The 17,328-nt window shown below is 33.3% G+C and carries 28 protein-coding genes; 25 read left to right on the forward strand and 3 right to left on the reverse strand.

What is annotated here, in order from left to right:
• Positions 1–19 precede the first annotated feature (19 nt).
• The gene (locus AUL54_RS19950) at positions 20–199 is read right to left on the reverse strand and encodes a hypothetical protein (protein ID WP_014417885.1); all 180 of its coding nucleotides are present in this window, start codon (positions 197–199) and stop codon (positions 20–22) included.
• A gap of 119 nt (positions 200–318) precedes the next feature.
• Complete coding sequence (locus AUL54_RS19955; protein WP_020954165.1) at positions 319–555, reverse strand: helix-turn-helix domain-containing protein; 237 nt, start codon at positions 553–555, stop codon at positions 319–321.
• A 178-nt stretch (positions 556–733) separates the two neighbouring features.
• Here AUL54_RS19955 and AUL54_RS19960 point away from each other — a divergent pair, with 178 nt between their 5' ends.
• From AUL54_RS19960 to AUL54_RS20025, 17 genes are all read left to right on the forward strand, one after another.
• Positions 734–1,018 carry a hypothetical protein gene (locus AUL54_RS19960; protein WP_060964964.1) on the forward strand — a complete coding sequence of 95 codons (285 nt, stop codon included), beginning with the start codon at positions 734–736 and terminating at the stop codon, positions 1,016–1,018.
• Complete coding sequence (locus AUL54_RS19965; RefSeq protein ID WP_060964965.1) at positions 1,018–2,130, forward strand: FtsZ/tubulin family protein; 1,113 nt, start codon at positions 1,018–1,020, stop codon at positions 2,128–2,130. Before AUL54_RS19960 ends, AUL54_RS19965 begins: the two co-directional genes overlap by 1 nt.
• A gap of 98 nt (positions 2,131–2,228) precedes the next feature.
• Positions 2,229–2,711: a DUF4944 domain-containing protein gene (locus AUL54_RS19970; protein WP_060964966.1), complete on the forward strand. Its 483-nt coding sequence runs from the start codon at positions 2,229–2,231 to the stop codon at positions 2,709–2,711.
• A 951-nt stretch (positions 2,712–3,662) separates the two neighbouring features.
• Complete coding sequence (yonT, locus tag AUL54_RS22010) at positions 3,663–3,881, forward strand: type I TA system toxin YonT (RefSeq protein WP_442854504.1); 219 nt, start codon at positions 3,663–3,665, stop codon at positions 3,879–3,881.
• Positions 3,882–4,183: 302 nt separating this feature from the next.
• Positions 4,184–4,423: a hypothetical protein gene (locus AUL54_RS19980; RefSeq protein ID WP_060964968.1), complete on the forward strand. Its 240-nt coding sequence runs from the start codon at positions 4,184–4,186 to the stop codon at positions 4,421–4,423.
• Between the two features lie 80 nt (positions 4,424–4,503).
• Positions 4,504–5,736, forward strand: a complete 1,233-nt coding sequence (locus AUL54_RS19985) for a hypothetical protein (RefSeq protein ID WP_060964969.1) — start codon at positions 4,504–4,506, stop codon at positions 5,734–5,736.
• A gap of 311 nt (positions 5,737–6,047) precedes the next feature.
• Positions 6,048–7,919 carry an LPD29 domain-containing protein gene (locus AUL54_RS19990; RefSeq protein WP_060964970.1) on the forward strand — a complete coding sequence of 624 codons (1,872 nt, stop codon included), beginning with the start codon at positions 6,048–6,050 and terminating at the stop codon, positions 7,917–7,919.
• A gap of 51 nt (positions 7,920–7,970) precedes the next feature.
• Positions 7,971–9,575 (forward strand): DNA N-6-adenine-methyltransferase, encoded by a 1,605-nt coding sequence (locus AUL54_RS19995; RefSeq protein WP_060964971.1) that lies wholly within the window; start codon positions 7,971–7,973, stop codon positions 9,573–9,575.
• A gap of 170 nt (positions 9,576–9,745) precedes the next feature.
• Positions 9,746–10,051 carry a hypothetical protein gene (locus tag AUL54_RS20000; RefSeq protein WP_060964972.1) on the forward strand — a complete coding sequence of 102 codons (306 nt, stop codon included), beginning with the start codon at positions 9,746–9,748 and terminating at the stop codon, positions 10,049–10,051.
• Positions 10,048–10,317: a hypothetical protein gene (locus AUL54_RS20005; RefSeq protein ID WP_060964973.1), complete on the forward strand. Its 270-nt coding sequence runs from the start codon at positions 10,048–10,050 to the stop codon at positions 10,315–10,317. Before AUL54_RS20000 ends, AUL54_RS20005 begins: the two co-directional genes overlap by 4 nt.
• 34 nt (positions 10,318–10,351) lie before the next feature.
• The gene (locus tag AUL54_RS20010) at positions 10,352–10,603 is read left to right on the forward strand and encodes a hypothetical protein (RefSeq protein WP_060964974.1); all 252 of its coding nucleotides are present in this window, start codon (positions 10,352–10,354) and stop codon (positions 10,601–10,603) included.
• Between the two features lie 280 nt (positions 10,604–10,883).
• On the forward strand, positions 10,884–11,120 hold the full coding sequence (locus tag AUL54_RS20015; RefSeq protein ID WP_060964975.1) for a hypothetical protein: 237 nt from the start codon (positions 10,884–10,886) through the stop codon (positions 11,118–11,120).
• Between the two features lie 137 nt (positions 11,121–11,257).
• Positions 11,258–11,422 (forward strand): hypothetical protein, encoded by a 165-nt coding sequence (locus AUL54_RS21560; RefSeq protein ID WP_201025253.1) that lies wholly within the window; start codon positions 11,258–11,260, stop codon positions 11,420–11,422.
• A gap of 44 nt (positions 11,423–11,466) precedes the next feature.
• Positions 11,467–11,616: a hypothetical protein gene (locus AUL54_RS21385; RefSeq protein WP_158509237.1), complete on the forward strand. Its 150-nt coding sequence runs from the start codon at positions 11,467–11,469 to the stop codon at positions 11,614–11,616.
• Between the two features lie 34 nt (positions 11,617–11,650).
• Positions 11,651–11,851, forward strand: coding sequence for a hypothetical protein (locus AUL54_RS20020; protein WP_060964976.1), 201 nt, complete (start codon positions 11,651–11,653; stop codon positions 11,849–11,851).
• Positions 11,852–11,890: 39 nt separating this feature from the next.
• Positions 11,891–12,001, forward strand: coding sequence for a hydrogenase maturation nickel metallochaperone HypA (locus AUL54_RS21770; RefSeq protein ID WP_220151930.1), 111 nt, complete (start codon positions 11,891–11,893; stop codon positions 11,999–12,001).
• Positions 12,002–12,132: 131 nt separating this feature from the next.
• Entirely contained in the window at positions 12,133–12,519 is a 387-nt protein-coding gene (locus AUL54_RS20025) for a hypothetical protein (protein WP_053574279.1), read from the forward strand.
• A gap of 40 nt (positions 12,520–12,559) precedes the next feature.
• Here AUL54_RS20025 and AUL54_RS20030 read toward each other — a convergent pair whose 3' ends face one another.
• The gene (locus AUL54_RS20030) at positions 12,560–13,654 is read right to left on the reverse strand and encodes an acyltransferase family protein (RefSeq protein ID WP_060964977.1); all 1,095 of its coding nucleotides are present in this window, start codon (positions 13,652–13,654) and stop codon (positions 12,560–12,562) included.
• A 478-nt stretch (positions 13,655–14,132) separates the two neighbouring features.
• Between AUL54_RS20030 and AUL54_RS20035 the strand changes: the two genes are divergently transcribed.
• From AUL54_RS20035 to AUL54_RS20070, 8 genes are all read left to right on the forward strand, one after another.
• Entirely contained in the window at positions 14,133–14,405 is a 273-nt protein-coding gene (locus tag AUL54_RS20035) for a hypothetical protein (protein ID WP_060964978.1), read from the forward strand.
• Positions 14,406–14,485: 80 nt separating this feature from the next.
• Positions 14,486–14,923, forward strand: a complete 438-nt coding sequence (locus AUL54_RS20040; protein WP_060964979.1) for a hypothetical protein — start codon at positions 14,486–14,488, stop codon at positions 14,921–14,923.
• Between the two features lie 93 nt (positions 14,924–15,016).
• Entirely contained in the window at positions 15,017–15,220 is a 204-nt protein-coding gene (locus AUL54_RS20045; RefSeq protein WP_060964980.1) for a helix-turn-helix domain-containing protein, read from the forward strand.
• Positions 15,221–15,336: 116 nt separating this feature from the next.
• Positions 15,337–15,561 (forward strand): hypothetical protein, encoded by a 225-nt coding sequence (locus AUL54_RS20050; RefSeq protein ID WP_060964981.1) that lies wholly within the window; start codon positions 15,337–15,339, stop codon positions 15,559–15,561.
• Between the two features lie 115 nt (positions 15,562–15,676).
• A complete protein-coding gene (locus tag AUL54_RS20055) occupies positions 15,677–16,051 on the forward strand; it encodes a hypothetical protein (RefSeq protein WP_060964982.1) in 375 nt (124 codons plus the stop codon).
• 28 nt (positions 16,052–16,079) lie between these two features.
• Positions 16,080–16,469: a hypothetical protein gene (locus tag AUL54_RS20060; RefSeq protein WP_060964983.1), complete on the forward strand. Its 390-nt coding sequence runs from the start codon at positions 16,080–16,082 to the stop codon at positions 16,467–16,469.
• Between the two features lie 39 nt (positions 16,470–16,508).
• Positions 16,509–16,826, forward strand: a complete 318-nt coding sequence (locus AUL54_RS20065) for a hypothetical protein (protein ID WP_060964984.1) — start codon at positions 16,509–16,511, stop codon at positions 16,824–16,826.
• A gap of 12 nt (positions 16,827–16,838) precedes the next feature.
• Positions 16,839–17,312, forward strand: a complete 474-nt coding sequence (locus AUL54_RS20070; RefSeq protein ID WP_060964985.1) for a hypothetical protein — start codon at positions 16,839–16,841, stop codon at positions 17,310–17,312.
• Positions 17,313–17,328 lie beyond the last annotated feature (16 nt).

Raw genomic sequence — 17,328 nt, forward strand, 5'->3', positions numbered from 1 at the left:
ATTTTTACTCTAAAAGTGCTTAATATTCGCTATTAAGATATTGATTTACTAAACTTCGATATGTAAAGCTTTGCTTATTAATCTTTCCGTACCATTTGTAATCCTGATAAAGGTATTCTTCTTCGGGTGTTGCTGTCCCATCGACTACTTTTCCCTCAATAAACCCCATTAAATGACTAAATAAATACTGCTTTTTCATCTTACACCTCCATACTATTTTATTTTTATTCTTAAAATGATTAAAATAAAGACCACTTCATGTGGTTGTGTTTTTATTATATATTTTATTTTTACTCTTGTAAACATAAAAATCCAAAGTTAATTGGATTTAATTTCGATTAATTCAAAAAGATCGTCAACTTTACAATTTAGAATATGTGCCATCAATAAAAGATTGTATGTACTAGGGAGGACGGTTGCAAATCCCTCGCTGTCATTTTTACACCATCTAGATATACTTGCTCTTTCAGCTTTTATTTGCTCTGCTAACCAGCCTTTTTCGATACCTTTGCTGCTTAGAAATGAATCCAACTTACTTTTAACCCTATATTCCATTTAAATCATCCTTTTGCTGTTTGAATAAATTTTATAAAATGACTGGTTTACATACAAGCAGAGTGTGAATATTTGCATTAAGATACAAAAATATTTGCATTTAAATGCAAATAAACAATATAATAATCGTATATCAACCAAGATATTTCAAAATCATCAGATATTAAGGAGGGGTTACATGGATACTTATTTTGATTCAGTCATTGACAACTTAACTCGAAATGATTTGTATATTCTAGGCTTATTAAGCGATGAAGGGGCTGATTTAAAGTTTAAATCAATTAGGAAAAAAACCATTCAAGCTGAAACTCAACTAACTGATGCTACTTTTAGAAAGAGCATTGATCGTCTGGAAGCCTTGCAGTTTATTAATATAGTGAAAAACAGTAAAGAGCATACAATTTTTATTACTCAATATGGTCAAGAAGCTTTGAGTTATCAATTAGAAGGGGAGAGGGTTTGATGTTTGGATTTATTGGAGTTGGTCAGGCCGGTGGAAGTGTAGCAGATGAAGCGATGAAGAGAGGATTTCATTCTGTCGCAATAAATTATTCACGTTCAGACCTTAATTCATTGGTCAATATTCAAGATAAGCTTCATCTGGTAGGGACAGAAGGAGTAGGTAAAGACAGAAGCGCAGCAGCGAAACATATGAAAAATAACTGGGAGTCCTCAATTGAGTTTATAAAGAATACAATGGAAAAACCTTCAGTACAAGTTATTTTTGTTGTTTTCTCTGCAGCTGGTGGAACCGGTTCAGGGGTAGCTCCTATATTATTAGAATTGTTAAACGAATGTCTTACACATAAAACAATAGTGGCTGTACCAATCCTTCCTGACAATAATGAGGTATTGGTTAACCAGATGAATTCACTGGAGCTACTTGATGACTTATCTATGCCAGAAACATGTGTTTTACCTTTGGATAATCAAATGGTTTTGGGTAAATATGAAGGAAAGATTTCAGAGAGCAGGCTTTACAAGGAGACAAACAAGATGTTCCTTGATTTAATTGAAGTCTTACTCAATTACACGGATAGAGGATCAAAGATCAGTACATTAGACAGGAAGGATTTAAATCAGCTTTTTGACACACCAGGAATCATGACTATTGCTCAAACAGACCTCAATGAATTTACAAATGAGGGTAAGTATTTCGATAAGCTGCATGACGATATACAAAAGTCGTGGAACAATTCGATATTCACTCCTGTTGAGTTTGAAAATGTGATGAGAGCAGGAGTTATTCTGGATGTTCATGAGTTCTTAACGGAGCATATATCGTATAATGAGCTGTTTAATGTCTTTGATAACAAGATGCCCCTAGACTTATTTAAAGGACATTATGATAAAGGTAATAGGGCGATAACGATCCTTAGTGGATTGACCTGGATCAATGAGCGGATGAAGCAGTTAGATGATCTAATTGAAAATGGAAACACTGAAGTTAAAGAAACAACTGTTTATAAAGCGAAGAATCGCCGTAGAGAGGATTTATTCAAGCCGAGGAAGCTGGAGAACAAGGAATCGAAAAAGACCTCGTATATGGAGGCACTGAAGAGACTAAAGCGCTAATTTTAAAGGGAAGCTGCCTATTATGGTGGCTTTTTCATTTTCAGATTAATGTAACATTATTAATATTTATACGTTCTAAATTGTGAAGGTGGGATTGAATGAAGAATTTTAAGGTTATTAAAACATTACTAATAATCATTACTGCTCTCATTTTAATAGCTGGAATTGCAGTATATTCCCTAATATCAGGAGAGAAAGTGAAATATATCGGGTATAGCCATAATAAGACATGGGAAGCATCAATTGAAAAATCAGACAAGACTGCAATTGGCCCGAATTATTTTTTGAATTTATACTATAAGGGAAACAAAAAAGATGAAAAGGATACGATAATCAAAAAGTTGGCATTATTTATTGACGGTCGAAAATATGACGAAAATAAAGGCTATTATCTTTCAGAATACACCGGCGAGGAATTAGAAGGCGGCGGAGTAGGGGAAGACCATATCCTGACGTTTGAATATATACCGGAAAATGAAGTGATCGGTCATGAAGTAACTGTTGAAGTAGAGTGGAAAACCAATAATAAAACCCATAGAGATAAATTTAAATTAGAAAGAACACACTGGTATCAGTGGTAATAAAGGAGCGCTGTAAGGTGGCTCTTTTTTTATTTTGATTTTTAATGACCCCCCTGGTGATCGTGAGCTAAAAAAGTGCCTATCGTAAATGAAGATCGGAAAGGGTTGTTTAGGTTGATATAGCAATGTTTTAGAGCTGTCAAAGGGGATAATAGGTGTTTTGTGATCGTAAAACGTAGGCAGGAGAGAGGAAAAGTGGTCGTTGAGTTAAAAATATGAGGAAAAAGGGGAGAATGAGGGGTGGAAAAACATTGATATTATAGGCTTTTACGATAGCGATTACGATGTGAAAATAGGCTAAAAAATGGGAAAGTGAAAAAATAAGTTGGGTGTGGAAATGGAAGTGCTAGGGGTACATTTGTTCCTGTTTTTTGGCCTTTAGATGTTAATATACCCCCTATATATTGGTATTTAATTCCCTATATAAGATACGTTATGTAGGGTTTTTATGATTTGGCTGACAAATTTGCAAAGCTAACACAATTTCAAATGAAAAACAATATTTATTTTTGAAAAAATAATTAAGCGGTCAGTTTAACAGTGAATACTCATTCATTAAAAATAATCGTGTGTATAACGAAAGGGAATAAATCGAAGTGTTATCTATACAATTTTTCATCTATATAATTATTTTATATTTACTCTAAACATAATCCTATCTCACCTTTACTCATCCTCATTACATCCACCCATAACCTTACTTATGCTCATCTTACCTAAAACACATTTATCTTCACCACACATCATCGTATATCCATCCCATAACACACTAACAATGCATCATCAGAAGTATTCTAATACACCTAGAATCAATTTTAATTTGATCATAGTATCATTGGTATCCAATCCACATACACGCCTTATACAGCCTGTAAACACCATAAGTAATAGTCCAAAATAATTTTAAAAAATCCGTTTTAAGAGTAAAAATAAAATGACTTAGTAGGAAAAATGTGCTATAATAGAGTTATAGGAAAGGAGGTGAACAGAGTGCTTGAGAAAGTGGGTATAACAATTGCTTTCCTTATTCCTATCACGGTTTTAGTCATCAACTGTTTAACGATAGCTGAGAAGATTCAAAACCTGATGAAGAATAAGAAAAGCAAAAATAAAAAGCGTACACGAATGCGCCTCCGTAGCAAGAGACAACGCAAACGTATACGCAGATAACACGCTAAAGGGGATTAATTCCCCTTTAGTCACTACCCATATTATAACATGGACAAGCACTTTGTAAACATGAAACGATTCTCATTATGGATTACGAACATAACATTTATTGTTTTATTCTTATTGTTCCTCTTCATCAAAGATTACTTCAGCAGCGGAACACAGTCGCTTATTACAGGTATCTTCATAGTAACGTGTATCATTATCATTTTGTTATGGATCGCTTACTATGTATACGCCAAAAGAAGGTAAACAAATCTAACTGACATCATGCTATACTAAGCTTATTAGAGGTGAGCGGAATGGAAAATCAGATTCTTAAAGCGATACAGCAACTTTCCAAGGATATTAACACAATTAAGCAGGACGTTAAGGATATTAAAGAAACGGTTAAACGGATCGAAGAAAATGAACCTGAAGAGGTTGTATCCATGCTTAAGATTATTAACAAGAATATTGAAAGTGACCACCGATACAATGATAAGAAATTCTCTGGACTTGAAAGACGTATTCATGATCTTGAAGAAAGAATCAATAATTGAGTTTCATATATGAGAAGGAGCGGTAAAACATTTATCCGTTCCTTTATTTTTAATATTAAAGGGGGAATTCTGTATATATTATGAATAAAATTAAAATAATTGATTCAATAATGGGATCAGGTAAGACAAGTTACATGATACAAAAAATGAATGAAGCACCCACAGGCGATAAGTTTATTTTTATTACACCTTATCTTGATGAGGTAAAGAGGATCAAGGAAGCGTGTCCAGATAAGAAGTTTATTGAGCCTAAAATACACAGCGTTAACGGAGAAACATTTTATAAGCTGGATTCATTACATAAGCACCTTTCAGATAATAAGAATATAGCAACTACACACGCACTCTTTAAGATGGCAAATGAGACAACAAAAGAACTGATCTACTCAGGGAATTATACTTTGATACTGGATGAAGCAATAGAGGTTGTAAAGCAGTTAAACATATCTGCAGATGACCTGGATATGTTATTTAAAAATAACTGGATAATTAACAAAGACGACCGAATAATCTGGAACATGGAACAAGAAAAGAACATGCAAAGGGAATATGATGGTGAGTTTAAACACTTGAAACAGCTTGCACTGAATAACAACCTAATTTTACATAATGAATCAGTTATACTTTGGAACTTTCCTGCTGACATATTCAAATTGTTTAAAGAGGTATACAACTTAACATATCTGTTCGATGGACAGTTACAGAAGTATTATTATGATTTAAACAATATTCCTTATGAGAAATATATGATTAAAAAAGATAAGGGAAAATATAAGTGTGTGCCCTATGATTCAGCAGCAGATAAGCACATTAAGGATAAAATTAAAATCAATATAAATGTATATGATGGTGATCTTAACAAAATCGGTGAAGACAAATACTCTTTATCAAAAGGATGGTACAGAAATAAGAGGGTTTTACATAAACGACTGCAGAATAATATCCTGAATTATTTTCAGAACATATGTAAGTCTAAATCAAACTTTAATATGTGGACAACGTTTATTGATTATAAACCAAGGCTTTCAGGTAAGGGATATACTAAGGGGTTCATACCATGTAATATCCGGTCTACAAATGAACATAGTCATAAAAATACACTGGTTTATGCTATTAACCGTTATTGTAATCCATTATTAGTTGAATATTTTAGCTCTAAGGGTGTTAAAGTTGATGAGACTTATTTTGCCCTTTCAGAAATGATTCAATGGATATGGAGAAGCAGCATTAGAAATAATGATTCGATTTCAATTTACATTCCATCAAGAAGAATGAGGTCAATGTTTATTGATTGGTTAAATAATGATTTATAACCCTTATTGCAAATAAAGCAATAAATCATAAAAAAAAGTCAACTGTCCCAAGGGTTTGAGGGGTGTGTCCCTTAAAGGGGAAGAGGGGTAATAATTAAATAAAAAATAATAAATTCGTCCGTAAAGAAAGTGCCTTTACGGCCGTCTCGTTTCAGCAAGCTGAACCTCGATAATATGTTTTTCTTTTTTTAGAATAAAAATAAAATAAGTATTGAATATTTAAAGTGATCATGTTAAAATTAAATCAAGTCAAAGGATTACATACATTTAGAATAAAAATAAAATTATTATAAAGAATGGAGAGGTTGAAAATGACAGCTGTTTTAAGAATTAACGAAGAGTTAAACGGAATTGAACTTTATTTTGATAGTAAACCAGAACAAGAGGTTTTAACTCATCTTAAATCAAACGGTTTTCGATACTCTGGATTCAAAAAATGCTGGTGGAGCAAACGGACAGAAAAATCAATGCAGGTCGCTAATGATGTTTCTAAACAAGAAATCTCATCTTCTAAAAAAATCACTAAAACCAAAAAGAAAGCTAAGGGTATAAAAATGAGTCTGTGGGATGCAACACAATGGAGTGAATTAGAAGTAAATAAGGAACAAGAAGTAAAAGAAATGACAAAGGAAATAAGAAAGCATCTGAGACAACGTTTCCCACAATGCAAATTCTCTGTTACTACTGGGGGAAGCTATTTACATAGCACTATTAACATCAAAATCAAATCAAGTCCTTATGAAAAAGGCTCAGCTTATTTGACTGCGATTTATGATTATTGCAACAGTCTTTTAAAAAATTATCGCCATTGCTACAGCCCAGCAGATCCATATACTGATTACGCAGGTAGCTACAACTTTTATGGTCATGTTTCATTAGATTGGGAATATACAGTGACAGAACAAACAGAAGAAACTAAAGAAGATATGGCACTGTTTGATTCAAAGATGGAAGAATTCGAAGAAGCCGAGAAAGCGAGGAAAGAAAAAGAACTTCAGGAATATTTAAAAGATCAAGAACTCAAAAATGCTGAATATAAGAGACAACAACAAGAAGAAAAGAAACAAGTCGAAAAAATCTATAACAGCATTGTAGTAAAACAATTGAACGAAGATCAAGAGTATTTTGTTATTGATGCACAGTTTGCCAACTTAAACAAAAATCAAACACTTGATCAGTATAAAGACGAGGTTTCTAAAGGTGACTACAGACTTAAAAACGTAAAAATTACAAAAGAAGTGCATTTCAATACTGAAGAAGCTTTAAACAACTTTTCTAACTTGCTTTTAAATGATTTTGATTTTCTTGCGGAAACCGGTGGAAGCTTTACGGAAGACAATAGAATCAACTCAATGATTGATTATTACAATATGGACGATTTAGAAAAGAACACAGTTAAATGGAATTTATATGGCGTAGGAGTGTACTACGATGGGAAATTGCAATTTATTGTAGATGCTCAAGGCTATTCTTATGCAAGGTATGTTGGTTTAGTGGACAATGCAAAAATTGAAAAGTCAATTTCTCATAAACAAGCGTTAAAAGAAGGAGAATTAGAGGAGTTAAAATATCAAGCGGGAAAAATAGAAGATCTTTCTAGCTCAGTCATTGAAGAATTAAATATATTTCTAACCTGGAATAATGAAGACTGGGACAAATATAAAACTTCACTCAAAGAAAAATTGAAATTAAACAATTTAAATTTGAGTAAAAATGTTATCCAACAAGTAGATATAGAAAAAGTAAAAAGTTCTTTATACAGATTTCTCCATGAAGTTGACAGCATTCAAGAACAATTTAAAAATGCAGATTTTGAAAAAGGTGAAAAATATACTCTGTTTTACATATCTGATCTTGGATCTTTAATTACTGAAAGAATAACGTATGACAGTTACCAGCCAACTAAATATGCCCAATATGATAATGCAGTCAAGTTGACATACCGGCCTGAAAATAAAAGAAAGTTATATTACAGACACTTCTATTCAGAATTGCTGATGTTCAAAGGCTGGCACTCGCTGCCCGAAACAGTATTGAAAAATGTAGAGGTTACACCAGGTGGGGTGAAAATAATTCATAGTAAGTACCACTCTTGTGACAAAAGACAATTTGATGAGGTTTTAGGTTACTTAAATAAAAAAAGATTCAAACCAATAATCAACACATATAAGCCTAATCTATAAACTAATGAGGGGATGGGAAAACATCTCATTCCCTAAAAAGGGGAGCTCAAAATGCTTAAAGATAATCCGGATTTTTATCCAACACCACCACAGTTAATCCGAAAAATGACATCTAAAGTAGAATGGAAGTACATAAACTCTGTTCTGGAGCCGTCAGCAGGCAAAGGGAACTTAGTAGAAGCCATTTACACTCAATTTAAAAACACCAGCAACTATAGAAGGAATTCGAAATATGACATTGATACAATTGAACAAGATGAAAACTTGAGACACATACTCAAAGGAAAAGAGTACAGAGTGATTGCAGATGACTTTTTAACGCTTAGCACTTACAAGAAATACGATTTAATTTTTATGAATCCACCTTTTAGCAGCGGTGTTAAACACTTATTAAAGGCAATTGAATTAATTGAGGGGCAACAAAGATCAGGTCAAATTGTTTGCTTATTGAATGCCGAAACATTAAAAAATCCGTATTCAAACGACAGGAAATTTCTCATACGTAAACTAGAAGAAATAAATGCAGAAGTCGAATACATTCAAAACGGTTTCCAGGGTTCAGAGCGAAGTACAGAAGTTGAAACAGCACTAATTTACATAAGCATTGAAAAACAGGAATATAGCAGCGTTCTAATAGAAGAATTGACAAAAGATGAGTCCCATAAAATCAGTGCCGATTATAAAGCAACACAGTTAGTGAATGCAGACTTTATAAAAGGGATTGTAGAACAGTTCAATTATGAGATAAAAGCAGGTTTAAAATTAATCAATGAATATAACAGTTTAAAACCATTAATGCTGCATAGTTTCAATGATGACAGTACTCCAATACTGAGACTACAAATTGATAAGAATGCCGAAGAAAATGACATAGAGAATACATATATAAAACAAATTAGGGCGAAGTATTGGAATGCGTTATTTAACAATGATCAGTTTATGGGGCTCTTCACAAGCAACCTGAAACAAAAGTACTTGCAGCACGTTGAGGAATTAAAAGATTATGACTTTTCTTTGTTCAATATCTGTACATTGAGAATTCAGATGAGCAAAGAGATGACGCAGGGCGTGGAAGATACAATAATTAACCTTTTTGAAGAATTTAGCCACAAGCATTACTATGATGAAACATCAAAAAATGTGCACTTATATAATGGATGGAAAACAAATAAATCATACAAAATTAATAAAAAAATAATTATTCCACTAAACGGGTATTGTAGTTGGCTAGATGGTCGGTATAATCCAACAGACTACAAGGTCTTAGAAAAGTTGAAAGATATCGAAAAAGTTTTCAATTACCTTGACAATGGGTTAACAGAAGACATTAACATAGATGAAACTTTAAAGCTGGCTGAGCATTACGGCGAAACGAAAAAAATAGAATTAAAGTACTTTTATGTCACTTTCTATAAAAAAGGAACATGCCACATCGAATTTAAAGATATGGAAATTCTAAAAAAATTTAATATCTTTGGCAGCCAAAAGAAAAATTGGCTTCCTCCTTCATATGGCAAAGTGAAATATCAGGATATGACGACAGAAGAAAAAGACGTAATCAATAATTTTGAGGGTGCACAATCTTACAATGAAACGGTAAATAACGCTTCTTATTATATCCTGGATACATCGAAGCTTCTCATGCTTACATCATAACAAAATACGCACTTTTATAATAAAAATAAAATAGTTGTTGATTATTTAAAATAGTCATGCTATACTTAAATCAAGTTAAAACAACAGTGGAGTATACATATTTTAAGGATGAAAATAAAATAACTAAAACAAAATGAAATGCATATTTTAAACAGAATGGTGATGGTAGTATGACAAAATTTAATGGGGTACAACTAACAGATGAATCAATTCAAAAAACAAGAAAATGGTTTGCTGATAATGCTATGGCTTGTATCGAAGAAGTTAAAAGTGGAAAAGTTTATGTGAATGATCGTGAATCTTATTTCGCATGGAGGAAGAAGGAAGCAAAAGAATACATGGAAGGTAAACATGACCATACTACAGTATTCTTGCAACGTGCATACTTTATTCAAACAGGGGAAAGTGTAGCTTTATTACCTTTACGAAATCTGAATAAAATAACAATTCAAAACAGAACGGGGAGATTGGAATGAAAGAGAATGATATGACGAAAGAAAATACAAACCTAGTTATACTTGAAGCAGAAAGAGAACAGGCTAAAATGCGATTAGAGAATGAAATTTCAAGCATTCGTAACATGTTAGATAATTTAGAATCAAAGTTAAAAAACAATCAGCAATTATATATATCGGATGGCTTGCAAGGAAATGGCAGTAATATTGACAAACATCTCGCACAATTAGCAACCTATGATAGAGCGATTGAACTTTTCAATAGACAATTTTCTAAGGATGAATAAAACAGTAATTTAAACAGAATGGTGGCATAAATAAATGAAAAGATACACAGGGAAAACAATGCTAGCTATGGTATTTGGTTGGGATAATAGCGACATGGCAGAGTGTCAATATAAATCGGGTAGAACTGATAGACCAGTATTCGTAATAAATGAAGATTACTATTGTGCTGTTAAGATAGGGCAGAAACCTGCAAAGAATTATGAAGGTATTGAATGGGATTGGGAGAAAGTGGAATCTCCCTTTGCAGAGTCGAATGGTTGGCAAGTTTGGAAAGCAAAAGGTTAAAGATTTTATAGAAAGGAAGATTATTGATGGGGAAAAATAAATTATTTAGTGAGGAAACCGTAACTGTTGACAATTGCCAATGCGTATATTGTGGTTATGTATTTAGTGGTCGTGACGCTTGCAACAATAATATGGACGTACTTACTGTTACGTGTCCAGAATGCAAAAAGGATATGGATGTTTATCTATCTATAGAGTATGTATGTAGACCATTAGAGGATTAAAAACTTAGTTCGTATATTTAAGATAAAACAGCAGTTTAATAGGGAAGGGGAATTATATGCGTGAATTAGAGTTATTGCTCTTAGTGATGTGGGCACAAAATGGTGTTAACGAAGTTTATAAGTATAAAAATAGAATCAAGGCATTTCGTGAACCGTTGGTTAATATCGAGTTGATTAATGACTTGAGTTGCGTAGGTATGTTTGCGGACATTGACGACGTTGCAAATCACAAGAACGCTTCGTCAGTAGATTATAAAGTAAGTATCGCAACCTTAGTTGAAAATAGGAGATAATAAGATTGGGACTTTACTGGTAGGCATTAAATGTTTGGCACTGGAAGGTCAACAGCAGTTTTTTGAATATGTAAAAGAGATTAAGCCATTAATTAGTTAGGCAACTGAGTAGTTAAAGAGAGGGGAAATATAAATCCATGAAGGTAAAACAATTGATTGATTCATTGCAAACCATGTTGAAGAAAGGTGAAATAAAGGAGGATACAACTGTGCTGCTCAATACTTATGACGACTGCATGTACGAAGTAGCATGTGTTGAGCCACTGGGAGAGTTTATACAAATTGAAGCCGAGATTAAATAGAACAACTTATTAAAAAGATCATAAACAATGAAAGGAGTGCTCAAATGGACATTGAAGTCAAGAAAACAAAAGGTGCATTAGATAGTGTCGTACTTGAAATTATAGATAAATCAAAGGAAGAAAGTGATTCGGAGGTAATTGCAGTTCACCAATCTTTTTTTCTGGAACCTCTTCCTCTTGGGTACATTGATTAATAAAAAAATGAATGTTAAAAGAAAGGTGATTAACATGAAGAAATGGATTAAATTTGACTACGATGATGGAGCGGAAGTTTTTTATAATATAAATAACCCTGACCCCAACGGAGAGATTACTATTGATTTTAAGGTGAAACACTCAGAAGAAGATGTAAAAGAGTTTCAATTATACGATGATGAATTAGAGCAAGTGTACAATCAATTACAAGAAATGAAAAAGGGGTTGAAATAGAACTGCATGCAATAACCCTTTAAAAAGGAGAGATGAACAATGGATAACTTACTTATCACGTGTGAAGAGTGTGGATATAAATGGAATGGCGATGACTTTGATGAAGACTGTCCATCATGTGAAAGCGAAAATATCAAAGTTATTGGATGAAACGTTAGTATTCCAAAGCCTATTTTAAATAAAAACACCATTTTAACTTGAATGTAATTTATAAATAGGCAGCCATTATTAATTTAGCTACACTAGCATAAGGTATCAAAATAATGGGGTGATGAGGACGAATGTTCAAAGTTTATTTAGGAAACGAAAACTGCACTGCTTGTGGCAAGAAGCATAAAAAAGTGTTTGAAATTGATGGAAAGCCTTACGGATCTACCTGTGCAAAAAGATTGTTTGATATTGATCTAAGTGCCCCTGCATGGCTTTATGAATTAGCAGAAAACTGGGTGAAAGTAGATTCTGGATATACCAAAGACAATTATGATTGTTGTACTCTAAATTTCTTTAACCATCATGGTTTAGAGAAAGGAGGAAAGATTGAGGATAAGTTTGGAGAGTCGCTACTATGGAATAAGCCCGTTAAAATAAAAGGCTATTCAATTAAGGTAGAGTGGCAGTATGAAATAAATGATTACATATTGAGAAGATATAGAGAGCTATATTTTTAAATTATCCTATAAGGGAAAGGCTGTCTAAATAAAACAGCCTTTAACTTGCTTTTATTGTTTTATTACTCAAATTGCTTTCACTGTTTTTGCGTAATTTTAATGCTGGCCTTTCAACTAATCTATATGACAGAAAAGCAACTGAAGAAGTAACAGTAATTAGAACTATGATCAGCGGGTAATCAGACAATGTTTTATTAATTCCAGTGTATAAGAAGATGTTGATGATCACCATGTGCCATATGAAAATCCCCATACTGATATCATCTAACCGGTTCAGCTGCCACAATAACTTCGGCCCATTGTACCCGAACCAAATGATTGCATAGCTCAAAGGAATGAACCATAAAAAGCTCCATAATGTGTTGTTTATTGAGCTGAGATGTAGAAGGTCAAATTTAAAGAATAAAAATAAAATTATAGAACAGAAAAATAAAACGATATGCTGCGGTAACTTGCTCCATGCCTTAGCCCAGAAGATGCCCAAAGTGAAATAAAACATCTGCGGCAGGAAAGAATGTAAGTACAGGTTACCGAACACACTGCCAGGCGCGAACTTTAAAATTATGAAAGAGACTAACACACTGAAAGCGGCAACAGCAAAAGAGCAAAGAATCATTTTTTGGAATCCGAAATGTTTATAAAACCAATAAATTGCGGGTAACACCAGATAAAAGCTAATCTGAACAGGAATTGTCCAAAGTGAATCGTTAAGGCGACCTGTACCAATGTGATGGAATATGTCAGGGAAGTATTGAGGGTATAACACAAAATTGCTAAGAAGCCATGTCCAGTACTCTTTAGTAGTGAATACTGTTAATGAAAGAGCTCCTAGAACAATTAACAGGATGGTGGAGACGATAGCATAGGTGTATATAGCGGGTGCGATTCTGATGATTCTGCTCCAATAAAAATCAGTTACATTATTCCCTTTAAGCTTGGATCTTTCATAGGAAGTGAAAAGAAAAAATGCGCTTAGAAAAAAGAAAATTGATATGCCGGTGTGAAATATTGCTTTACTCTCTGGGGTATAGCCAAAGACAGAGATGTTAAGATCTCTTGTAGCATGACCAATCAACACACAAAGAGCAGCAAAAAGCCTGACAACAAAGAAACAATTAGAGTGTTTTACATTCATTAAAAGAACCTCTTTCCTATACCATATGGCGAATAAGCAGTAAGGCTGCCTATAAGCAGTGATGATTATATCATAAAAATGGAAGATTTGTTCTTAAAAATGAACTAAAATAAATATTTTTGTTCTTAATAAGGTATATTCGCGTGATATATAGATGTAGATACTTATAAATACAAGTAGATATTCATAGATACATATATATCTAGCTATATCATGAAGAATAAAGACAAAGAAGGAGTTTCATTTTCTAGGCTAAGTGTCGATATTAACCATGGAAAAGAAGCAGTAAGGACAAATGTATAAAAATATAGTTGGAAGGTTATTAAGGTGCAATTATTTTAATTACATCCAGAAGGCGTTAAAAATTAGGAGCTTAAAAAATGAAAATTAATATAAAATAAAACATTGACTATTTAAAGTGTTCGGTGTATATTTAATTTACAAGATAAAAATAAAATTATCGAATGGAGCGGTTAACATGACAAAATATAAACTTTTCTATGGTGTGGGCGGTTCAATTAACGATATTACAAGAGATGAAGAAGCTTTTGATTTTGATAGTTATGACGAGGCTATTAATATTGCCAGGCAGCAAGCCTTTGAAGCGTTTGAAGATTACGAAGTGATTTGCAGAGTATTAAGTGTTGAAGAAAGAATGCAGCAAGAAGGTTTAACGGAAGAAGTAGCCATTGCTGAGTATGAAGAAGATGTTGAGTCTTTTATTGAATATGGCGCAGAGGAAGTAGAATAAAAAAATCTCAATGATGACATCGTAATATAGACCGCCCCCTTTTCGAATGTAGTATAATTTGGAAGAAGGGGGTGGGGAAAATGAAAAAATTAATCGTTCTGACTTTAATTTGCGCTGGTTTCATGTCGTGCTTTACGACACCAAGTGCTGAGGCGAAGCTTACATTAGACTACAAAAATGTGAATTTTCACATGAGTGAGGATTCAGAGAGTTTTTCAATGGCAGATTATTTTGATCGGAATTATGATCGCACTTGGCTCTTCTACAAATTCACAATTAGCAATTCAGAAGGGTGTACTCTAAATATGAAAATCAGTAGGATAACTCTTGCTGGCTGGGTATTCCCACGTAGTGAAAAGCAGTTTGTAGGGAACTATGCCGACTATACTGCTGCAGATCGAGTAGAGGGAGATGCAAATCGTAATCATATGTTAGAGATTACAAAGAATCCAGGCTGCGGAGATGTGTGGATTAAAGGTATTTATGGATTTGAACATGAAGATTCATTTGATTGGTAAGCTTAATACATAGTCAAGGTATATCCTTGACCTTTTTTATGGATATAATGATAATTTAAAGTGATCATACATAATGAATGTGGGGTAGTTAAATTGATTAAATCAAATTTAAAACCGATATTAGACGAAAGGAATATCAGTATTCGAAAGCTGTCCAATGATATTAATCATGGTTTTAACACAGTCAGGAAGCTGTATCATGACGAAATGGAGCGGTACCCAAGGGATCTGTTGGATAAAGTCTGTACATATTTAGACATTGAATTGCATGAGCTGTTGATTTACAAAAAAGATTAAAAAGATATTGATCACTTAAAGTGATCATGGTATACTAAAGTTACAAGAACAGTAAATACTTTCAAATTTTCTGAGTCCACATAAAATCGTACTTTTAACTTGATAAGGAGATAAATATGGAAAAAACAAACTCTGATTTTTCACCAGTTGAACCAAATAAATTGAATCCATTTGAAGAAATTGGGCAATTACTTTTAATGCTAAATAGTGCAAATGAAACTCTTAAGAATACTGATCCCGATTTCTTTGATAAAGCCGATTTAGAGAAGTTGATTGTATTTGCTGATGAAATTAAATTGACTTCTACAGAAGTGGTTTCCTGTCTAAATAAAGGCCGTTAAAAATAATCAAGGCTAATTGAATGAAAACAGAAGAGCGGAGAGCAGCAAGACGTACAGAGCACATTCTTTTACAAAATTAGAAGGTGAAAACCACAGATGAAAGGGGAAAATAGAAATGCCAAAATGGAGAAATCAAATTAATATCAAGCAATACCTTACAAACAAAGAAACAAATGAAGCTGTACATGAGGTTGCAAAAAATGTGCTTCCTGAATTGAAATACATACTCAGGAAAGAAGAACGACGAATTGAAAAAGGAAACAATAATGCTCTTGATGAATTTTTTCTAGATGACTTTAAAATAGTTGTTGAGAATTTTGAATGGATCAAACAGTCAATTGAAGATGGTGAAGAATCCACTGAATTTGATTTTGATAGCTGGGCAGATGCTTTAAACGAATACCTTAATTGTTTGTATGATATTGGCGATGCTGTAACCATTTTAGGTGATTTAAGGTGCAACAATGAAAAATTTTTATGGGTTTCATAGGGCGTATATTAAAAAGGAGAGATGAAAAATGAGAGAGGAAATTCAAGTGCTACTTGAGGAAATCGAAGAATTAGAAATGGCTTTAAGTAAGTCCGATAACAATACTGTTTCAGTGGTTCTCCAAGAGGCAATCGATAAAAGACGTAATGAAATTGGCGAACTAAAGCCAAATGGGTACGTCATGGCAGATGTAGTCCTTAAAGATGGTACCGAGCTAAAACGGTGCTTAGTTTTTACTGTAACAGATCGAATGGGATCGCAAGCAGTAACTGAATTAGATGAAGCAAGAGAAATCTTCGAAAAAGATAAAGAGGTTTATTTACAACAGGAACATGAGGGTGGAAACTTTGCAGGGGATATAGGAGTACACGAAATAGCAACATACAACCTTGAATATGAAAATGGTGTTACTGAATAAAATCATTCTTTCATCTTAATTAATAAAGGAGAGTGCATAATGTATAGATTCATATCAGAGCTGAACTTAGACGACTCGACAATTCAAAGGATGGATAAATCCCAAAGCTTTAAATACATCGGTGGTTTTTATATGTATGATCCCCAGCAAATCGAATTGCCAATCCCAGAAGGAGAATCATCTTCGCTCAGTGATTTAGCCCATTTAAGTTTTAATTCTTATGACTGTGAAAACCAAATGATCGCGGATATGAGAAGGGAATTCACTGAAGAAAAGTTATTAAATATTTTTAATTCTGAGTGTCCAGAAACAGCTTTTAATGACGCTGCTTCAAGAATCATTGAAAAATATAATTAAGGTGGGTTTTAATTGGCTAGTGATAAAGAATGGGTTAAAATAAGCGAACTTTCTGATGAAGAAAAACAAAATTTGTCTGCTGGTACTGTAGTTATGCTACATGATAATTATTATAATGGGTCATCAGATAAGGCTGCCTTGATAAGAAAAAAAGGTTCTCAAGGAAAACTAGAAGGCAAGTATTACGAATTGAACGGCCAAATGGTAAGAATTCTTTTCGGAAGCAGAAGCTTAAAAGTCCCTTCTTCTTTATTATCTGTTCCTGTTGCAACTGACAGGGAACAGGAAGTCGAACTAAATCTTTCACCAGTCCAAATTGTTAAAGTTATGAAATCATTAGAAATGTTATTAGACTTAGACAAGGAAGAATTTAAGTTTAATCGAGATGAGATTTCCCTGTTATTGGAGCAGCTAAGTAAAAATCTAGATAGTAATGGTATTGATCCTGACAGAGTAATGAACGAGCTGTTCTCAAGGATTGATTAAGTTGAATTGAAACCAG

The organism is Bacillus sp. SDLI1, assembly GCF_001553895.1.
Taxonomy (GTDB): Bacteria; Bacillota; Bacilli; order Bacillales; family Bacillaceae; genus Bacillus; species Bacillus siamensis.